Below are 18,667 nucleotides of genomic sequence, written 5' to 3'. Positions count from 1 at the left end.
GAGGACGCCATTCCAACGTTGGATCGCCACAGACTCATCAGGACCTGACCGGATGTCAAGCGTCTGGGTAAAGGTGGTCGTCGAACGTTCGGTCGTGTTGTTCAGGACGGCGGGTTCCCCACGCGGTCAGGCTGGCCGGCACCGGATGCTGTCTTTACCTCCTCCACACACCAGTGTCACCGTGGATCCTCCACTGGCGAAGCCGTCAGGAGACACGATGGCAACTCGGAACGCGGACGGTCGCGGCATCTCGCGTAAGAACTTCCTCCGCGCGGGAGGCGCGTTGGGACTGCTCGCGCTTGGCGTACCCGGCTGCGACCTCCTCTCCACCGATCCGCAGGGCCGCGGCCAGACCGGTGACGGCGGCGCTGGCGGCGGTGCCGACGCCGCCGCTGTCGAGTCGCCGAAGCTGGCCAGCCAGGTCAAGAACGGGAAGCTGCCCGCGTTGAAGGATCGGCTGCCCGCAAAGCCAGTCGTCGTCGAACCCGTCGATCGCGCCGGCCAGTACGGCGGGGAGTGGCACACGGCCCTGCAGGGCAGCGCCGACTCGTCGTGGGCCAGACGGATCCTTTCCTACGACTATCTGCTGCGCTGGGACCTCGAGTGGAAGCAGATGCTTCCCAACCTCGCGGGACGCTTCGAGGCCAACGCTGACGGCACGGAGTACACCTTCGTCCTCCGCGAGGGCATCAAGTGGTCCGACGGGAAGCCCTTCACCGCGGACGACATCGTCTTCGCACAGAACGACGTCCTCAACAACACCGAACTCTTCCCCGTGGCACCGTGGCCGGGGCACGCCGAGCGAGTCGACGATCTCACGGTACGGATCGCGCTCGACCGGCCGGACGGACTCTTCCTGCAGCGGCAGTGCACCGACCTCGGTCAGTACCTCATCGGGTACCCACGTCACTACCTGCAGCGGTTCCACCTGAAGTACAGCCCCGACGTGGCCGAACAGGCCAAGGCGGAACGGCTGGAGGACTGGGCCGCGCTGTTCGGCACGAAGGCCGACCCGCTGCTCAACGTCGACCTTCCCGTGCTGTCCGCCTGGAAGTTCACCCGTCCCGCCAACGGCGGTACCCGAGCGGTCGCCGAACGCAATCCGTACTACTGGAAGGTCGATCCGGACGGGCGCCAGCTTCCCTACATCGACCAGGTCTCCTTCGAGGTGATCAGCGACGTCCAGGTGATGGTCACCAAGGCCATCGCCGGCGACTTCGACATGCACTGCCGGCACTTCAACTCCCTGACCAACAAGCCCGTCCTGGCACGCGGGCGTACCCAGGGTGACTACGACTTCTTCAACCTGCGTTCGGGCTCGATGAACCACACGTTGATCCAGCTCAACCAAACGCACAAGGACCCCGTGCTGCGGAAGATCTTCCAGAACAAGAGCTTCCGTATCGGGCTGTCCCATGCCATCAACCGGCAGGAGATCATCGACACCGCGTTCCAGAAGCAGGGTCGGCCCTGGCAGGCCGCGCCCCGACCGGAGTCCGAACTGTTCGACGAGGAGATGGCGACCCAGTACACGAAGTACGACGTCAGCCTCGCGAACAGGACCCTCGACGAGGCCGGCTACGCCCGGCGCGACGGCAACGGCCGACGGCTGCGACCTGATGGCAAGCCGATCGCCTTCTCCCTCGAGTTCAGTGCCGAACTCCGCCCCGAGTGGGCGGACACCGCGCAACTGCTCACGACGTACTGGAAGGCCGTCGGCATCACCGCCTCGGCGCAGCCGCGCAGTCGGGCCCTGTGGGTGGAACGGGTGGAGGCCAACGAGCACGACGTGGTGATCTGGCAGGGCGACCAGGGCGGATTCAACATGCGCGCCACCATCCTGGAGCCGTTCTACTTCTTCCCACAGACCACCGGGTCCCGCTACGGCATCCGGTGGGCGGAGTGGTACGCCACCCGCGGCAAGTCCGGCGAGGAGCCGCTCGAGCCGAACCGGCGGCAGATGGCTCTCTACGACCAGATCCTCGCCACCACAGACCAGGACCGGCAGGCCACCCTCATCAAGGAGATCCTCGCCATCGCGAAGGAGCAGTTCCAGATCATCGGCGTCGGGCTCGAGGCGAACGGCTACGGCATCGTCAAGAGCCACTTTCACAACGTGCCTGCCGAGATGATCGACACCTACACGATCCAGACCCCTGGGCCGAGCCATCCGGAGCAGTACTTCATCCAGAGCTAGGTCGGGTCCTGCGGATCACGGCCTAGCCGCGCGTCAGTCCGGGATGTGGATGCGAACCAGATCCCGTTCGCGCACCGTGAAGACGTCGCCGGTCTGCCCGTCAACCGCGAACTGCGGCTCGTTGTACCACTCCGCCGCGAGACCGGACACCACCGGCGTCACCGCAGCGTCCGGGTCGACGCGGAGCAGGGCATCGGTGGTGATCGCGTAGACCACGCCGGAACGAACTCCCAGGTAGCCGGGGCGCCCGGTCGGGATCCGGGCGGAGCCGACGACGTCGCGGGTGGACGGATCGACGACGACAAGGACACCTTGCACCGTGACGGCGTACAGCAGTCCGTCATGGTGGACGAGGCTCACGTAACCGGTCGCGCCGGACACCGGCGCCGACGTCCACTCGACCTGACGCCTGGTCAGGTCGAAGCCCACGAGGCAGGCCTCGGAGGCGATCGGTAGCGCGCCGTCCACGGTGATCTCGGTTCCGGCGTACACCGTTCGCCCGTCCACCGCGACCGCGGCGACGGCCTGGTCGGCGACCAGATCATCGTAGCGATCGACCCGGCCGGTACGTGGGTCGACGACGGCGAGCGCCCCGCCCGACCGACCGTACTGGTTGCGCGTTCCGACCAGCAGGACTCGACCTGCCGGGTCGGTGACCATCGCACGCGGGCGGTTGGACTCGCCGCCGATCGTGGCGAGCGGGGCCACCCTGTCCTCACGCTGGTCGTAGGTCTCGACGAGCGCACCTGGGTAGACCGCGAGGCAGGTCCGACCACGTGCCGGCACCATCGACTTCGGCTCACCGTCCACCGCGATCCGGTGACTGCCACCCCGAAGCAGATCGTGCACCTGGAGACCGAAGTTGCCGCCAACGAGCACGCGGCCGCCGTCGACGCTGGACAGGGACTGGGGCGGTTCGGGCGCCGTACGAAGGCCGACGTCGGCCAGGTCGACGCTCGTCACCGCCCCGTCGGCGAGGGTCCACCACACTCCGGCGCCGGCCGCTCCGTGCACCACGCCGTCGCGGACGAAGACCCCGCGCGTCTCCTGACCTTCGACCGGCGTCGCGAGCCTGGTGAGCTCGCCGGTGTCGAGTCGGCAGGCGTACAGCGTCCCAGTCGGACGGACCGTGAAGTACGCCGTCTCGCCGTCGATGGTGATCGCGTCGATGGTCCGTCCCCCGGTGGCGACGACCTGGAAGCGCGAGGGATCACGTCTGTCGATGACCGCCAGGAAGCCACCCGGCTCAGTGCCGGCGACGATGTGCTCGTCGCTCACCGCGACGTCGTAGACGAAGGACTCACCGTGCAGGGCGGCCGGCAGGATCTGGGCCCCCGCCCCGGTCGCCGGATCGATCGTGACCAGACGGGCGGAGGTCCCCGTGCCCGCGTACACCGTGCCGTCGCCGGCGACCGCGACACAGCGCACGTAGCGCAAGCCCGGAACAGCCTCGCCGAGATCACGGGTGCCGCCGGTGGTCGGGTCGATCTCGTAGACCTTGCCGCCCGGGTAGGTTCCCGCGTAGATCAGCCCAGCCGGCGACGCGGCCAGGTCGAACGCGTACTGCTCGTTGCCGAGCCGAGTGAGGTGGTCGACCTGGCCGGTCGCCCGATCGAGTCGATGGATGTCGGCGATGGCGTACATCCCCGCGTACACCGCACCACCGACCGCGACAGCTCCCCCGAGACCGGTTGGCAGGTCGTGGTTGACGACCACCCGGCCGGTGCTCAGGTCGTACTCCGCGAGCGTCGCCGGCTCGAGGCCACGCATGATGAGGAACGCGCTGTTTCCGGCCACGGTCGCGCCGACGATCGGCGCACCGAACACCGCCGGGCCCAGGCTCGTCACGACCGGCGTCGGGGCAGGCGATGCGGTCGCCTTCGAGGCCGGTGTCGGGGTCGGCTCCGAAGGCGACTCGGAGAGCGGGCTGCCGCCGGATCCGTCGTCCGCTTCGGCCGGGTGAGGAACGGTCGCCGCGACGGCACCAGCCGCTGCCGCGGCGAGCACACGTCGCCTGGTGAGTCCCAGCTCTGGCTTCACCATCCGTTGGCCTCCAGCCACTGCCGACCCGGGTACGCACGTGCGGGTGCGTGCGCGCCGTCTCTGTCACGTCGTCCAACCTGTGACGCTTCCGGTCCGGACTGTAACTAGCGACCGGCTCCTTGGCCAGCCTTCGTCGACCTTCCCGACCATGAACGGCCAGTGGGCCGGTCGACAGGTGTCCCCGTCCTGGCCGACCAACGTCGGCGAGCCGCTCGACCGGCCGGATCGCGTGCCCCGTCGGCTCCACGGCGTTCACCGCCGGATCAGGGTGGCGTCGTTGGGTCGGATGACGTTCTGGTAGGGATCCACCCAGGGCGGCGGGATGTATTCGGGGTGCCCGTCGGGTCCCATCCGCACGGTCCAGTCTTGGGTGTGGATGACGGTGTGGTGGTGTTGGCACAGGAGGACGCCGTTGTTCAAGTCGGTCGCGCCCCCGTCTACCCAGTGCCGGATGTGATGCGCTTCGGTCCACTTCTCGGCTCGTCTGCAGTCGGGGAAGTGGCAGAAGTAGCCGTCGCGTTCGGCGAGGGCGTGTCGTTGGGAGGACGTGAACAGGCGGGTGCCGCGCCCGAGGTCGAGGACGGCGCCGTCACCACCAAGCACCACGGGGATGATCTCCGCATCACAGGCCAGTTGCCGTACCAGGGTGGCTGACAGCGGCGGCCCCGTGATCCGATAGCCGATCAGCTCCTGTCTCCCGCTCCCGTTCTCGTCGCCGTAGGTTTTCACTTTCAGGTGGGTGGGGCCGGAGTCGGTGAGCACGGAGTTGAGGGTGCCGTAGCCGAGCCGGGCCACGAGGTCGTCGTGGTTCATCGTCACGGTGAGGCGCGGCCTGATGCCGCCGCGGGAAGGTGCGCTGGCTGCCGCCTGGGCCAGGGCGACGAGTTCGGCGAAGGCGTCTGCCTGACGGCGTTCGCTGCTGCGCAGGTCCGGCCCGTCAGGACCGCTGGGACGCGGGCGAGCGAGGGGGTCGAGGAGCGCTTGCAGGATCGCGAGGGTGGGGACGTCGAGGCGCGTGAACATGGTGCCCATCCCGTCGCGCACCGGCCCGAAGCTCAACGTCCGGTTCTCCCGAGCGCGGCGTTCCTGCTCTTCCAGTTGCTTGCCGATCCGGCGTTCGGCTTCCTCCGGGGCGATCACCTCATACAAGTGCTTGCCCGCCTTGTCCAGGTCATCGACATCAAGTGCCTGCGCACTGTCCAGGAGGAACGCCTCCGCTTCCGCCTTTACGGCGGTGTCGACGTCGTTGGGGAGGCGGCGGATCGCGCGTTCGATCACCTGTGCCTGACCCAACGAAATCTCGCCGTCAGAGAGGGCTTCGCCAGTCGAACGGAGCGTCTGATCCAGGGCCTTCGCCAACCGGACCGACACCGACGCCTCACGCCGCCCCACCCGCGTCACCTGCTGCACCCACCCCGCCGTGGTCGCAGCACCACTGAGCTTCTTCACCTCATTCAGCTCGGCCTGCCGCGTCAACCTCAACCGAAGAGATGCCAGCTTCGCCTCGTAGACAGCGATCTGCCGCAACGCCCCTTCGTAGTGATCCAGCGGCAACGACAGTGTCGGGCACTCGATAGCCGCGTCAATGCCCGCACCGACATCGGCAAGCCAAGCCAGCAACGGATGCGCGAAACCCGCACCCCCGCTGGCACTGCCGGCGTCGATGTCCATGACCAAACCCTAGACCCGACCACCGACAACAACCCCTGTAAAACAAGGGCATTCAGCCCGCGTCAGTGAACTTCTTCGAACAATTCTTGATCGGCACCGGATACCTGCGGTCGTCCCGAGCAGACGTCCTCCACCAGGCTCCTCACCCAAGGAACTGGCGGGCGCCACGCAGCTTGGTACGCAGGCGGCCTTGCGTCATGGTGCAGTCCAGTCGAACGTCGATGGGACCGGGCAGTGCGCTGTCGGCCCGCAGTCCTGCCGGCAGCCCATCCGGATCGAGGGCGTCCCGCCGAGCGATGAGGCGTCCCAGGTCGTAGCGACTCACGGCGTCGGCGCCCGCGACGTGGTGGACACCGGCATGCGATGACGCCGCGAGCTCCAGCAGAGCCGTCGCGAGGTCAGAAACGTGAACAGGACAACGCATCTCGTCCGTGAACAGCACTCCACTGATTCGACCAGTGGCGAGGGAGTGCACCAACACCTCGTGGGTTGATCTCCCGTCGCCGACGATCAGCGAGGTTCGTGCGATCACCGCGTCGGGCGCGATGGCCTGCACCGCCGTCTCCGCCGCGGCCTTGGCGGCGCCGTACGGAGTGATCGGATCCGGGGCGGACGTCTCGTCGTAGTGGACGGCCGCACCGGAGAAGACCGCGTCGGAGGACACGTGCACCAACCGCGCGCCCGTGGCGGCCGCCGCCAGGGCAACGTGTGCGGCGCCATCAGCCGTGCTCCTCCACTCGGCCTGACGGAACGCCGCGTTGACCACCACGCTCGGCCGCAGGGCCGCGACCAGGGCAGCGACGCCCTCACGTCGACGAACGTCGCATGGACGCCAGTCGACGTCCGCGAGCGCGCCCGGCCGAGTCATATAGGTGGCGGCGACCTCGTCACCTCGGGCCACGCACTGTCGCGCGAGCTCGCTGCCGAGGAAGCCGCTACCGCCGACGATGAGGGTCTTCACGGCCCGCAACGTAGCAGCATCGGGCCGCCGGTTCAGGGACAGATCGTCAGCGCCGTGATCTTTCCGTCCGCGATGGAGAAGTGGTGGTGCAACTCGACCGGGCTGCCGGGGAAGTCTCCCTTCACGTCGACCCGTACGATCACCGCACCACCTCGAACCACACCGGAGACGACCTCACGGGTGAACGAGAACGCTGCCGCCACCGCGTCGCTCCAGGCACGGATCGCGTCGATGCCGACATGGGTCTTGCCCTCGTCGTGCACGACCGCGTCGGCGGCGAAGACCTCGCCGAGGATCGGTCCGAGCTCGTCCTTGGGCGTGGCGAGGTAGGTCTCGACCGCCGCGGGAAGAGCTGCCGCGTCGTTCGTCAGATCGTTCGTCAGGTCAGGTGTCATGGTCGTTCTCCCTGGTGAGTTCGGGGCAAGGTGTGCTTGCGGGACGAGCGGAGGTCGTAGTGGGCTCACACCGTCGGCACGGTGCCGCCGTCGATGACATGCTCGGCGCCGGTGATCGCGGAGGAGCGGTCGGAGGCGAGGAAGAGGACGAGCTCGGCAACCTCGCGAGGACGAACGGGCCTTCCCAACGGGATGCCGCCGAGTGAGCCCATGAGCTGCTCGAGAGCCGCGTCGGTGTCGATCCTCTGCCCCTTGGCGATGCGTTCGACCAGCGCGTCGGCCGACGCGGTCTGGATGAAGCCGGGCGCGACCGAGTTGACGCGGACACCGTGGGGTGCGACCTCGTTGGCGAGGCCCTTGCTGTACGCCGTCAATGCGGCCTTGGCAGCGGCGTAGCCGAGGGTTGCTTCGTAGAGCGGCATCCGCCGCTGGATCGAGGTGACGTGCACGACGGAACCCGCACCGGCCTTGATCATGCCGGGCAGGATCCCGCGGTCGAGGCGAACCGCACCGAGCAGGTTCAGGTTGAGTTCGTCCATCCAGTGCTGCTCCGAGAGGGCGGCGAATCCCCCGGACGGCGCGTCCGATCCACCCACGACGTGCACCAGGATGTCGACACCTCCTTCGGACGTGACGCGTCCGACGACCGCCTCGGCGCCCTCGACCGTGGCCGTGTCCGCGGCGACGAACCGCTCCGGGTAGGGATAGCCGTGCGGGCAGTGGCGGGCACTGACGGTGACCACGGCACCCTCCTCGCGCAGTCGGTCGGCGATGGCCGCTCCGGCGCCCTTCGTACCGCCGGTGACCAACGCCCGCTTCCCCGCGAGGATCTTCGGCTGGTCGACAGTGCCGACAGACATGCGCCCTTCCAGGGACGGTGCTAAGATGAAAGCTAGTGACTTCGAAGTTAGCACTAACGACTGGAGGGGTCAAAGCATGGTGAGCAGGATCCGACTGGAGGATCGCGAGTGCCCGTTGTCGACGGCCCTCGGCTACGTCGGCGAATGGTGGACGCTGCTGATCCTGCATGACGCGTTCGACGGCTACACCCGCTTCGACCAGTTCCAGGAGAACATGGGGATCTCCTCCAGCATGTTGACCGCCCGCCTGAAGACTCTGGTTACCAACGGCCTGCTCGAGCGCCGGCCCTACCAGACCAACCCGGTGCGGTACGAGTACGTCCTGACCGACCTCGGGCGTTCGCTTCGCCCGGTGCTCCTCGCGCTGGCCGCCTGGGGAAACTCCCGGTTGGATCCCGCCGAGCGCAGCATGGTCCTGGTGGACGCCGCGACCGGCGTCGAGGTCGACCCGGTCCTCGTCGATCGGACGACGGGCCGTCGGGTCGACAACGAGAACTTCGTCTTCACCGCGGGCCCGGCCGCGAGCGAGAGCTTCCGGACCCGCTACGCCGACACTGTTCCGGCCGCGACCGACGCGACCGACGTGACTGTCCGGCGTACCGCGGACTCCGCATCGGACGGCCACAAACGGTCGGTCGAGCACTGAACCCTTCGGTGTCGGCAACCGTGTGAACGTACGCGTCGGTGTCGCCAGCACCCACTCGCCGCGACCACGACGAGCCGTCGGAGCCACTGAGATCCGTGAAGGGTGATGTGCGATGCGGGACATCTGGAACGAGATCGTCGAGTGGCACGCGGCCGGTGAGACCTTCGGGATCGCCACTGTCACGGGCACCTTCGGCAGCGCGCCACGGCAACCTGGCGCCTCGATGGCCGTCTCCCGCTCTGGCGAGGTGGTCGGGAGCGTGTCCGGTGGCTGTGTCGAGAGCGCCGTCTACGACCTAGTGTTGCGTGATTCTGGTTGCGTTACTTTTCGTGTTGTGGCTCGTTGACTCGGTGTGGAGCTTTCGGTGGAGCAGGACGCTGAGTTGCGGGCGTTGGTGAACAGTCGGGATGTGTCGGCTGTGCTGGCGACTCGGGCGCGGATCGTGTTGTGGCATGGGGAAGGGCGGCGTCGTAAGGACATCGCGGAGTTGGCGGGGGTGTCGTTGCCGACGGTGGATCGGTGGGTCCGCCGCTACGCCGAGCATGGTGTGGCCGGGTTGGATGATCGTGATCGGGCTGCGCCGCGGGTGCAGGTTCCTGCGCGGGTGCGGGCTCGGGTGGTGGCGTTGACCAGGACTTCTCCGCCGGCTGGGACGGGGCTGTCGCACTGGTCGACCCGTGGGTTGGCTGGGTATCTGAAGCGGGTCGAGGGGATCTGTGTGTCGTGGGGCTATGTGGCTCGGGTGTGGCGGGAGGAGGGGCTTGCGCCGCACCGGCATGGCACGTTCAAGTTGTCCAAGGATCCCGCGTTCGCGGAGAAGGTCGCCGACGTGGTCGGGTTGTATCTGGACCCGCCCGGTGGTGCGGTGGTGCTCTCCATCGATGAGAAGACACAGATCCAGGCGTTGGACCGCACCCAGCCGCTACTGCCGTTGGACTTCGGGGTCACCGAGAAACGCACCCACGACTACGTGCGGCACGGTGTCACGAACCTGTTCGCAGCCCTGGATGTGGGCACCGGCCAGGTCGTCGGGGAGTGCAGGCCGACCCGGGACGGGGTGAACTTCCTGGCCTTCTTGAAGAAGGCCGTCAAACCCCATGCGGGCAAAGAGGTCCATGTGGTGTTGGACAACCTGTCCACTCACACCACGCCGGAGGTGGAGGCCTGGCTGGAGGAGAATCCGCACGTCAAGTTCCACTTCACCCCGGTCGGATCGAGCTGGATCAACCAGGTCGAGACGTGGTTCGGGATCCTGACCCGCCAGGCGATCCGCCGCGGCACCTTCACCTCGGTGAACGTGCTGATCAGGCAGATCAAGGACTACATCGACACCTGGAACGTCGACGCGAAGCCGTTCGCCTGGACCGCTACCAGCGAAGAGATCCTCGCGAAGGTCCGCCTCGTCCAGACCAACGTCAAGAAACTCGTCGACAACAACGCGAAATAACGCGACCAGAATCACGCAACACTAGCGCTGCGGGTCATCGAGACCGGCGTGCCGATGGTGGAGGCCTACGGCATCGCCGACGAGGACGCGTTCGCGACCGGCCTCACCTGTGGTGGCCGGCTCCAGGTGTTCGTCCAGCCGATGGGCGGGGAGTACTTTCCGGAGTTCGCCGAGGTCGCCGCCGCGGTGGACAGGGACGTACCGGTCGCCATCGCGACCGGGATCGGTGCCGGCTTCACGTCCCCGGCCCGAAGGCTGGTCTGGCCCGCCGGTGCGCTCGGTTCGCTGGGTTGTCCCGAGCTCGACGCGGCGGTGGACGACGACGCTCGCGGACTGCTGGCCCAGGGCGTGAGTGGAACGCGAGAGTACGGACCGCGAGGTGAACGTGTCCTGACGGAGCGGACCGTCTTCGTCCATTCGCTCGCCGCACCGCCACGCATGCTCATCTTCGGCGCGATCGACTTCGCGGCCGCGGCGGCGCGGATCGGAAGGTTTCTCGGCTACCGCGTCACCGTCTGCGACGCCCGGGCGCGGTTCGCCAGCCACAAGCGGTTCCCGGACGCGGACGAGGTGGTGGTCGACTGGCCGCACCGTTATCTCGCCCGGACCGAGGTCGACGACCGTACGGTGATCTGCGTCCTCACCCACGACGCGAAGTTCGACGTCCCGCTGCTCACCCTCGCGCTGCGCACCCGGGCCGGATACGTCGGCGCCATGGGCAGCCGCAGGACCCACGTCGACCGGCTGGCGCAGCTACGCAAGGCGGGGTTGACGGAGCGGGAGCTCGGTCGACTGCACTCGCCCATCGGGCTCGATCTCGGTGCGCGTACTCCTGAGAAGACGGCGGTGTCGATCGCGGCCGAACTCGTCCAGCACCGGTGGGGCGGCACCGGCAGGTCCCTCATGACCACCGACGGCCCGATCCATCGGGCCGCCGCGGGTCACTGAGCCCGCTCCTCGACGAAAACGGTGCGGGCCGGCACCGCCAGGATCGCCAGCCCGCACCGCGACCGAAACCCGCGCTACCGTGCGCCCTGGAGAGCGGCGAGCACCCGGGCCGGCGTCATCGGCAGGGTCCGGATGCGTACTCCGGTAGCCGCGAACACCGCGTTGCCGATCACCGCGCCCATGGGCCCGATCGCCGGCTCGCCGGCACCCCAGGCGGACTCGTCCGGCCGGTTGATGAGGATCGACTCGATCGTCGGCACCTCGCTGAAGCGCAGGACGGAGTACTGCGGCGTCGGGTTGGCCTGGTTCTGCTGCCACACCACGCTCGTCACGCCACGGCTGTCCAGCTGGACCTCCTCCTTCAGCGTGCGCCCGATGCCCTGGATGACGTTGCCCTCGATCTGGTTGCGGATCCCGTCAGGGTTGATGACGAGGCCGCAGTCGTGGGCGACGACCACCCGGCGCACCCGGATCGCTTCCGTCGAGGTGTCCACGGTCACCTCGGCGTAGGTCGCGACGTAGGTGAACTCCGTCTCGTAGCGGGCGAAGGCGACACCCGCGCCCACGCCGTCGCCGCCGCGCGGCCGTTCCGCCCACGTCTCGCGGAGGGCCTCCAGGACGGCGATCGCCCTGGGGTCCTCGTGGGACCGGATCCGGAGCTCGAGCGGGTCCACTCCGCCGGCGACCGCGAGTTCGTCGAGGAAGGACTCGTTCGCGAAGGTGTTGGAGAAACCACCGAGTGAACGCAACGCCGTCGTCCGCGGGAAGCGGTACCGCAGAGGTGCCTGCGGAACGTTCGAGGTCGGCCCGGCCGTCTCGAAGCTACGGACGAGGTGCGCGATCAGCCGCCGGTTGGGAAAGGTGTAGTTGACAGGCGCATTCCGGCCGCCGCTGTTGCCCGCCGAGGTCGGCAGCGACGCGGGCAGCGACCCGGTGAGGATGCCGGCGAGCACCGTCCCCGGGCTGCCGTTCGGCCGACTTCCGTGCGTCGGTGTGTTCACGACGTGCTCCCAGGCGACGACCTCTCCCCCGGTGATGCCGCCGCGCATGTCGTGGGCCATCGCCGGACCGAGCGGCTCCCAGCCGTGCTCGTTCTGTCGCGACCACTGGACCCGCACCGGCTTGCCGACCGCCTGGGACAGGACGGCGGCGTCGGCGGCCGCGTCCTCGGCACCGTTGTGGCCGTAGCAGCCGGCCGACTCCTCGTAGATGACGTGCACCGAGTCCGCCGGCACCTGGAGCAGGTTGGCCAGCGTGGTGCGGAGCGCGAAGACGCCCTGCGAACTCGACCACACCCGCACCTGGATGCCGGTCGTGTCCGGGGTCGAGCGGACGTCGGCGATGGAGCAGGACGGGCCCATCGCGGCGTGCATGTGGAACGGCGAGAAGTAGCTCGCCTGGTGGGTCGTCGCCGCACCGGCAAGGGCCGCGTCGACGTCCCCGACCGTCTCCTCCTGGGTGGTCCGGTAGTGGTTGGCCGGGTCACGCAGAGCCTCAGGGTAGGACGCCTGCGGTACGAGGGGCTGCCCGTCCGCCCAGACGACCTCGACACCGGTGGCGGGGGTGGCCGCCTGGATCGCCGCGAACTCCGTGGTCGCCACGACGCCGACGAAGTTGCCCCGTTGTACGACGTCGACGAACCCGGGGATGGCCCGCGCCCGCGTCATCGACTCCGGAGTGATCGAGACGAAACTGGCGTTGCGACCGTTCGGGCGGACGACCCGGCCGTGCAGCATGCCGGGCACCTTCACGTCCTGGATGAAGCTGAAGCGAGCGGTCATCTTGTCGGGCAGGTCGGCCCGCGCGACCGACTGCCCCACGACGCGATAGTCGGCGGGAGCGGTCAGCGGCACGTCCTCGTCGGCGACGAGCACGACGTCGGCGCGGGAGAGCAACTGTTCGTAGGTCACCCGACGGTTCGTGCCCCGTACCGTGATGATGCTGTCCCGGGCCACGAGCTGGTCCTTGGCGACGCCCAGCCGCTTGGCGGCGAGGTCGAGCAGGGCCTGGAACGCCGTCGCCGCGGCCGCGCGCAGCTGCGGCCCGCCGTTCTGGATCGTCTTGCTCCCCGCGGTGGTCCCCTGGTCCGGCGTCGTCTCGGTGTCGCCCTGCACGTAGGTGACGCCGCGAGCGCCGAGGTGGAGTTCCTCGACGACGATCTGGGTCAGGGCCGTGTGCACGCCGGTGCCGAGCTCGACCTTCCCGCTGTGGATGGCGACGCGGCCGGGCTGGAGCACCAGCCAGGCCAGCGAACCGGCGGCCGCCTCCTCGTCCACGCGCAGTCCGGGCGGACCGGACGCGGCGGCTGCCTGGGACGCGGGCACGCCCACCATGCTCGGGCCGAAGCTGAACGCGACGGCGAGCGTACCGGCTCCCGTCAGAAAACCACGCCTGCTCAGTTCCTTCGTTCTCACGGCAGCATCTCCTCAGCAGCGGAGCGGATCGCCTTGGTGATCCGCTACTGGGCTCCGCACCGGCACAGGTAGTTGAGCGTCGAGCCGGGGGCCTCGCCGGACAGGAACGCGGCGATCTCCTCCTCGGTCGGCGCCGTGGTGGTGCCCGCGGCCTGACGCTGACGCAGCCATCCGAGGGCGCCCATGATGATGCCGTTGATGCAGTAGGCGCACTGGCCGGCCTGCTCGTCGGTGAACGCCTTCTGCAGCGGGTGGGGATCCTCCGGCGTTCCCAGTCCGTCGAGCGTCTCCACGTTCGCCCCTTCGGGGATCGTGCGGAGCGGGGCGACACAGGAACGGCGGATCTGGCCGTCGACGAGAACGGTGCAGGCACCGCACTGGGAGACGCCACAGCCGAACCGCGGGCCGTGTTGGCCCAGCTGGTTCCGCAGGACGTAGAGCAGCTGCTCACCGTCGTCGGCGACCTGCACCGTGCGGCTCGCTTTGTTGAGGTTGAGGGTGCGGGTCAGCGGTGTTGGCACGGTCGGCTCCTTGCTAAGCGAACGCCGTCGAGACACATCCGTCACGGATCCCGGATCGGATCGGTTCATCCCGCCTGACCGGTGGGCTGTCCGAACCCGGACGGCGGTTCACCGGCGTTCGGCCAGAGCGGCTGCAAGGGTGAGAGGAGCGGTACCGACGAGCTGGGAGGACGACTCGATGACTGGACGTATGACGGGCAAGGTCGCTCTGGTGACCGGTGGCGGTGGCGGCATCGGCCAGGCCGCCGCCCAACTGTTCTGGGAGGAAGGCGCGTCGGTCGCGGTCGTCGACGTCGACGGCGCCGAGGCGAAGCGAGCTGCCGAGGAGATCGACCCCAGCGGCGAACGGGTCCTCGCCCTCGCCGCGCGACTGGACGAGGAGGCCGAGGCGAAGCGGGTGGTCACCGAGACGGCTGGCAGGTTCGGTCGGCTCGACGTCCTCGCGAACGTCGCCGGGGTCCGCGTGTACGGACCCATCACCGAGGCCGACGCCGAGTCCTGGGACACCATCCTGCGCGGCAACCTGCTGCAGGTCGCGTACTGCTCGAAGTACGCCGTCCCCGAGATGCGGCGGGGCGGCGGCGGCGGCAGCATCGTCAACGTCTCCTCGGCGAACGCGATCTCGGGGCGGGGAGGGATGGCGCAGTACGACGCGACCAAGGCCGCGGTCCTTGCCCTGACCCGGTCCATGGCGCACGACCACGCGGACGACGGTGTCCGGGTCAACGCCGTCTGCCCCGGTCCGACGCTGACGATGTTCCACGTACGCAGGAGGGCGCAGGCCACCGGTGAGTCCCTCGAGGAGGCGCGCGCCAAGCTCGGTGCCGGCACGCCGACGCTGCTGAAGCGGCAGGCCGATCCCCGCGAGATCGGTTACAGCATCCTGTTCCTCGGCAGTGACGAGGCGTCCTACGTCACCGGCGCGACCTTCATGGTCGACGGCGGCCTGTCGGCCTGACGTCGCGCTGACCAGCCGTCCGGCGGCGGTGGCCGCTTCGCGCCACAAGGCTCTCGCGCGCGATTACGACCTGTGGTGGCAGTACTAGGATCATGCCGCGGGCGGCATTACCAGTGGCTCCGCTCGGCGATGATCTCGCGCGCGATGGGCCGGGGCGATGAGGCCATTGCGTACGCCGCCGAGACCACAGTCTCGCTCCACAATCTGTCCTAGGGAGACGAATGAAGATCACGGATGTCAAGACCTTCCTGGTCCACGACCGTGAGCGCCCGTCCCGCAACTACACGTTCGTCAAGATCTACACCGACGAAGGACTGACCGGACTCGGTGAGGCCGGCGTCACCGGCCGAGAACTCGCCGTCCAGGGCATGGTCGAAAGCTTCGCACCAATTCTGCGGGGAATGGACCCGTCCCGGATCGAACACATCTGGCAGACCCTGTGGCGTGGGCACTTCTTCCGTGGCGGACACGTGCACTCAGCTGCGGTGGCCGCCATCGACATCGCCCTGTGGGACCTGCGTGGAAAGGCGCTCGGAGTTCCCGTCTACGACCTGTTGGGCGGCCTTACCCGCGATTACGCCCGTTGTTACTGCCACGTGCAGCGGGCCGGCGGCGAGGGCCCGCGGGGCGGTATCGACGCGATGGTCGAATACGCCAAGAAGCAGGTCCAGGAGGGTTGGGAGTTCATCCGGTTCGGCGTCGGTGAGGGCAGCAACGAGAACCGAGCCGGCGTGTACGAACAGGCTCGTGCGGTGCGCTGGACGGTCGAGGCGTTCGGCGCGCTGCGAGACGCGGTCGGACCGGAAATCGAGATCGCCGTCGACTTCCACCAGCGCACCACTCCGCCCTATGCCATTCAGCTGGCCCGTGAACTCCAGCCGATGCGGCCTTTCTTCGTCGAGGACCCGCTGCGGGCCGAGAATCCCGCCGAGTTCGCTTATCTCCGTCAGCACATTTCGGTTCCGATCGCGACCGGTGAGCAGTTGCCCAGCAAATGGGACTGGCGCGACCTGATCGAGCAGGACCTGATGGACTACTGCCGGGTCGACCTGTGTATCTGTGGCGGTCTCACCGAGGCGCGCAAGGTCGCCGGCTGGTGTGAGGCCCACTACATCGAGCAGGTCCCGCACAACCCGCTCGGCCCGGTGTCGACGGCCGCGTGCCTGCACTTCGACCTGTCCACCCCGCTGTTCGCCGTCCAGGAACTCACGTGGCGGCCGGAGATCCTCGCCGACATCGTGAAGACCGACATGCGGCTCGAGGGTGGCAACCTCTACAGCGGTGGCTCCCCCGGTCTCGGTGTCGAACTCGACGACGAGGCGGCGCTCGCCAACCCCTACCAGATGGCAGGCCTGCACATCCTGCGCCGCGACGACAACTCGGTCTCCGACTGGTAGTCCGTCGCCGACCTCGTCTCGGCCCGGGACGCTCGACCACGACCGCGCGGCGGATGCGTTCCGCCGCGCGGTCGTCTGTCGTAGACCCTCGCCGCGCGGCGTGTGCCATCATCGCCGGATGGTCGAGGGCGTCGGTATCCGTTCCAGCGAACTCCGCGCGAGGGGCAGGGCGGCGTTGGCGGCCGGCCAGGTCGCGCTCGACACCCCGCCGGAGGACGGAGGCCGCTGGGGTCTCACGGCACTCCTCCGCCCGACCGGGGCCGTTCTGGCGTCCCTCGTCGACCTCGCCGACCGGGCGTCCGCCGTCGCCGGCCCGGGTCACTGGATGCACGGCGCGACCGAAGTCCACCTCACGATCCGCACGTTCGAACCACACCGTCGCGTCATCGGGGAGGACGATCCCCGGCTGTCCCGCTACCGGCAGGCGCTGGCGGCGGCGGTCGTCGGGCTGATCCCTTTCCACCTGCGTCTTCGTGGGCTGAGTCCGCACCCTCGTGGTGTCGCAGTGCTGGGTGAACCCGTCGAGGAGACCGCCGACCTGCTGCGCCTCCGGTTGTGGGAAGCCCTCCGAAGCGACGAGACGGCGGACGGACCGCCACAGCGCGACTGGTACGCCAACCTCGTCCACTTCGCCGCACCCGTGTCCTGTCCCGCGGACGTCGTCGCCTGGTGCGATGCGCGGGCCGACCTGGACGTCGGGACGCTCCGGTTCTCCGACGTCGAGGTGGTGCGGTGGTCCTGGGACGGCATGCGGATGCGAGCCACCACCCTCGACCTCGTATCCCTCTGCGCCGGCTGAGGCGTCGCGGAAGCGCTGCGCCAGCCCCACGTCCCGCGTGCCGGCCCTTTACACGCAGTTCCGCCCTCGGCCGCCTCGCGGTCAGGGCATGGCCCTCCATGATCGGGACGCTCGAGGTCGTATCGATGACCTGAGCTTCTGGAGGCCGCGTGCCCGCCCATCATCAGCCCACTCGTCGTAGTGTCCTGCGCCTCCTCGGCGTCGCGGCCGGCGCCACGGCCGGGGTCGCCGTGTCCCCGCTCACCGGCGCGCCCGCCTGGGCGACGACCTCCCGCGCTACCTCTGGCACGACGTCTGGCACGACGTCTGGTGCGGCGGCCGGCGTCGAGCCGAACCATGACGGAATCGTCAGGTTGCCCATCTCCTTCGGAAACGCCGACTTCCCCGAGATCGTGGGCGGGGTCTACCAGGGCCCCAACCTGGTGGAGGCCAGCGGTGCCGTGGCGAGCCGGCGCTACCCGGGCGTGCTGTGGATCATCCGGGACGGCTACCAGTTCGACCAGCCGGAGCCGGTCCGCTCGCGGTACCGCAACGCGCTGTACGCCGTACGGTTCAACCCGCTGAGCGGCCGGCTGTTGCGTTGGCCGACCGGCGTACCGTCCGTCTACGGAGGCGGCTACCTCCGCTACGTCCCGATGCGCGACGCTGACGGCACCGTGCCGCGGATGGTGTCGGAGGACATCGCGCTCGCGCCGGCGTCCGACGGCGGTCCGGACATGCTCTGGTGCGGCGACATCGGCAACAACAACTTCGGCGCCCACGCCGGACGCCTGTGGCGGTGCGCCGAACCGAACCCGTACCTCGACGCCGAGGTGACCCTCGACGGGCTTCTGACGTACTGGACCAACCCCGACCACACCGGCCCGCAGGGCAACTGCGAGTCGCTGCTCGCGCTCCACGGCTCGCTCTACCTGATCGTCAAGAACGTCGCGGCTGGCGGGCCGCTCACGGTCGGCCAGGTGCTCCGGCTTCCGGCCCAGGTCGGCGGCGGTGCCGTCGACGCGGTTCCGGTGGCCCGACTGCGACCACCGGCGGGCGTCAACTGGCAGCCCACCGCGGCCGACCTCGTGGACGGATCGCTGCTGGTGAGTACGGCGAGGCACTGGATCCGGTACGAGGCGGACCCGACTCTGACCGGCGACGACCTCATCCGCGCGCTCGCCGCCGAAACGCCGACGGCGTACGGCTTCTGGAACCCCGACGAGACAACCGGTGCCAACGAGGGAATCGCCTGGCTGCGGACCGGTCCGCAGGGCGGGTTCATGGGCGTTTCCGAACCGGGGATCCTGCGCTGGTGGCCGCGGCAGGTGGCCGGGCGGGAAACGGCACGTGGTCGTGGACACCTCGCTCGGCCGCGTCGATGTCCAGATCCGGCCGTCGAGGTCTAGTGTGCGGGGCCTGACCTCTCGT

Annotated in this window: 16 protein-coding genes; 9 read left to right on the top strand and 7 right to left on the bottom strand. The window is 68.8% G+C overall.

All coding sequences use genetic code 11. The features are described from left to right. The first annotated feature begins 217 nt into the window (after window positions 1–217). On the top strand, window positions 218–2,197 hold the full coding sequence (locus tag HEB94_RS18805) for an ABC transporter substrate-binding protein (protein WP_192751101.1): 1,980 nt from the start codon (window positions 218–220) through the stop codon (window positions 2,195–2,197). Window positions 2,198–2,230: 33 nt separating this feature from the next. Here HEB94_RS18805 and HEB94_RS18800 read toward each other — a convergent pair whose 3' ends face one another. From HEB94_RS18800 to HEB94_RS18780, 5 genes are all read right to left on the bottom strand, one after another. Further along, entirely contained in the window at window positions 2,231–4,240 is a 2,010-nt protein-coding gene (locus HEB94_RS18800) for an SMP-30/gluconolactonase/LRE family protein (protein ID WP_192751100.1), read from the bottom strand. A gap of 252 nt (window positions 4,241–4,492) precedes the next feature. After that, window positions 4,493–5,911, bottom strand: coding sequence for an HNH endonuclease signature motif containing protein (locus HEB94_RS18795; RefSeq protein ID WP_192751099.1), 1,419 nt, complete (start codon window positions 5,909–5,911; stop codon window positions 4,493–4,495). A 142-nt stretch (window positions 5,912–6,053) separates the two neighbouring features. Beyond that, on the bottom strand, window positions 6,054–6,872 hold the full coding sequence (locus HEB94_RS18790; protein WP_192751098.1) for a sugar nucleotide-binding protein: 819 nt from the start codon (window positions 6,870–6,872) through the stop codon (window positions 6,054–6,056). A 32-nt stretch (window positions 6,873–6,904) separates the two neighbouring features. Then, on the bottom strand, window positions 6,905–7,267 hold the full coding sequence (locus HEB94_RS18785; RefSeq protein WP_192751097.1) for a nuclear transport factor 2 family protein: 363 nt from the start codon (window positions 7,265–7,267) through the stop codon (window positions 6,905–6,907). A 65-nt stretch (window positions 7,268–7,332) separates the two neighbouring features. Then, a complete protein-coding gene (locus HEB94_RS18780) occupies window positions 7,333–8,127 on the bottom strand; it encodes an SDR family oxidoreductase (protein ID WP_192751096.1) in 795 nt (264 codons plus the stop codon). Between the two features lie 76 nt (window positions 8,128–8,203). Between HEB94_RS18780 and HEB94_RS18775 the strand changes: the two genes are divergently transcribed. The 4 genes from HEB94_RS18775 (at window position 8,204) to HEB94_RS18760 (ending at window position 11,168) form a co-directional block, all read left to right on the top strand. Beyond that, window positions 8,204–8,773 carry a winged helix-turn-helix transcriptional regulator gene (locus HEB94_RS18775; RefSeq protein WP_192751095.1) on the top strand — a complete coding sequence of 190 codons (570 nt, stop codon included), beginning with the start codon at window positions 8,204–8,206 and terminating at the stop codon, window positions 8,771–8,773. Window positions 8,774–8,885: 112 nt separating this feature from the next. After that, window positions 8,886–9,119 carry an XdhC family protein gene (locus HEB94_RS18770; RefSeq protein WP_192751094.1) on the top strand — a complete coding sequence of 78 codons (234 nt, stop codon included), beginning with the start codon at window positions 8,886–8,888 and terminating at the stop codon, window positions 9,117–9,119. Between the two features lie 18 nt (window positions 9,120–9,137). Next, complete coding sequence (locus HEB94_RS18765) at window positions 9,138–10,220, top strand: IS630 family transposase (protein WP_202896425.1); 1,083 nt, start codon at window positions 9,138–9,140, stop codon at window positions 10,218–10,220. A 54-nt stretch (window positions 10,221–10,274) separates the two neighbouring features. Further along, window positions 10,275–11,168, top strand: coding sequence for an XdhC family protein (locus tag HEB94_RS18760; protein WP_192756537.1), 894 nt, complete (start codon window positions 10,275–10,277; stop codon window positions 11,166–11,168). 74 nt (window positions 11,169–11,242) lie between these two features. On the opposite strand, the gene HEB94_RS18755 is transcribed toward HEB94_RS18760, so the two are convergent. Then, the gene (locus tag HEB94_RS18755) at window positions 11,243–13,582 is read right to left on the bottom strand and encodes a molybdopterin cofactor-binding domain-containing protein (protein ID WP_192751092.1); all 2,340 of its coding nucleotides are present in this window, start codon (window positions 13,580–13,582) and stop codon (window positions 11,243–11,245) included. Between the two features lie 44 nt (window positions 13,583–13,626). Continuing rightward, on the bottom strand, window positions 13,627–14,103 hold the full coding sequence (locus tag HEB94_RS18750; protein ID WP_202896424.1) for a 2Fe-2S iron-sulfur cluster-binding protein: 477 nt from the start codon (window positions 14,101–14,103) through the stop codon (window positions 13,627–13,629). A 178-nt stretch (window positions 14,104–14,281) separates the two neighbouring features. Here HEB94_RS18750 and HEB94_RS18745 point away from each other — a divergent pair, with 178 nt between their 5' ends. The 4 genes from HEB94_RS18745 (at window position 14,282) to HEB94_RS18730 (ending at window position 18,645) form a co-directional block, all read left to right on the top strand. After that, the gene (locus HEB94_RS18745) at window positions 14,282–15,061 is read left to right on the top strand and encodes an SDR family NAD(P)-dependent oxidoreductase (RefSeq protein WP_192751090.1); all 780 of its coding nucleotides are present in this window, start codon (window positions 14,282–14,284) and stop codon (window positions 15,059–15,061) included. A gap of 221 nt (window positions 15,062–15,282) precedes the next feature. Beyond that, window positions 15,283–16,458 (top strand): mandelate racemase/muconate lactonizing enzyme family protein, encoded by a 1,176-nt coding sequence (locus HEB94_RS18740; RefSeq protein ID WP_192751089.1) that lies wholly within the window; start codon window positions 15,283–15,285, stop codon window positions 16,456–16,458. Between the two features lie 118 nt (window positions 16,459–16,576). Further along, the gene (locus HEB94_RS18735; RefSeq protein WP_192751088.1) at window positions 16,577–17,257 is read left to right on the top strand and encodes a 2'-5' RNA ligase family protein; all 681 of its coding nucleotides are present in this window, start codon (window positions 16,577–16,579) and stop codon (window positions 17,255–17,257) included. A gap of 149 nt (window positions 17,258–17,406) precedes the next feature. Further along, window positions 17,407–18,645, top strand: a complete 1,239-nt coding sequence (locus HEB94_RS18730; protein ID WP_192751087.1) for a hypothetical protein — start codon at window positions 17,407–17,409, stop codon at window positions 18,643–18,645. Window positions 18,646–18,667: the final 22 nt, after the last annotated feature.

It is taken from the genome of Actinopolymorpha pittospori (assembly GCF_014873875.1).
GTDB lineage: Bacteria > Actinomycetota > Actinomycetes > Propionibacteriales > Actinopolymorphaceae > Actinopolymorpha > Actinopolymorpha pittospori.
Note: the sequence above shows the minus strand (reverse complement) of the source record. Positions and strands in the feature narration are given on the sequence as shown.

Coding starts and splice junctions, on each gene's coding strand:
- HEB94_RS18800 (WP_192751100.1), bottom strand. CDS start 4,240: ATGGTGAAGCCAGAGCTGGGACTCACCAGGCGACGTGTGCTCGCCGCG.
- HEB94_RS18745 (WP_192751090.1), top strand. CDS start 14,282: ATGACTGGACGTATGACGGGCAAGGTCGCTCTGGTGACCGGTGGCGGT.
- HEB94_RS18740 (WP_192751089.1), top strand. CDS start 15,283: ATGAAGATCACGGATGTCAAGACCTTCCTGGTCCACGACCGTGAGCGC.
- HEB94_RS18785 (WP_192751097.1), bottom strand. CDS start 7,267: ATGACACCTGACCTGACGAACGATCTGACGAACGACGCGGCAGCTCTT.
- HEB94_RS18805 (WP_192751101.1), top strand. CDS start 218: ATGGCAACTCGGAACGCGGACGGTCGCGGCATCTCGCGTAAGAACTTC.
- HEB94_RS18795 (WP_192751099.1), bottom strand. CDS start 5,911: ATGGACATCGACGCCGGCAGTGCCAGCGGGGGTGCGGGTTTCGCGCAT.
- HEB94_RS18775 (WP_192751095.1), top strand. CDS start 8,204: ATGGTGAGCAGGATCCGACTGGAGGATCGCGAGTGCCCGTTGTCGACG.
- HEB94_RS18760 (WP_192756537.1), top strand. CDS start 10,275: ATGGTGGAGGCCTACGGCATCGCCGACGAGGACGCGTTCGCGACCGGC.
- HEB94_RS18735 (WP_192751088.1), top strand. CDS start 16,577: ATGGTCGAGGGCGTCGGTATCCGTTCCAGCGAACTCCGCGCGAGGGGC.
- HEB94_RS18780 (WP_192751096.1), bottom strand. CDS start 8,127: ATGTCTGTCGGCACTGTCGACCAGCCGAAGATCCTCGCGGGGAAGCGG.
- HEB94_RS18770 (WP_192751094.1), top strand. CDS start 8,886: ATGCGGGACATCTGGAACGAGATCGTCGAGTGGCACGCGGCCGGTGAG.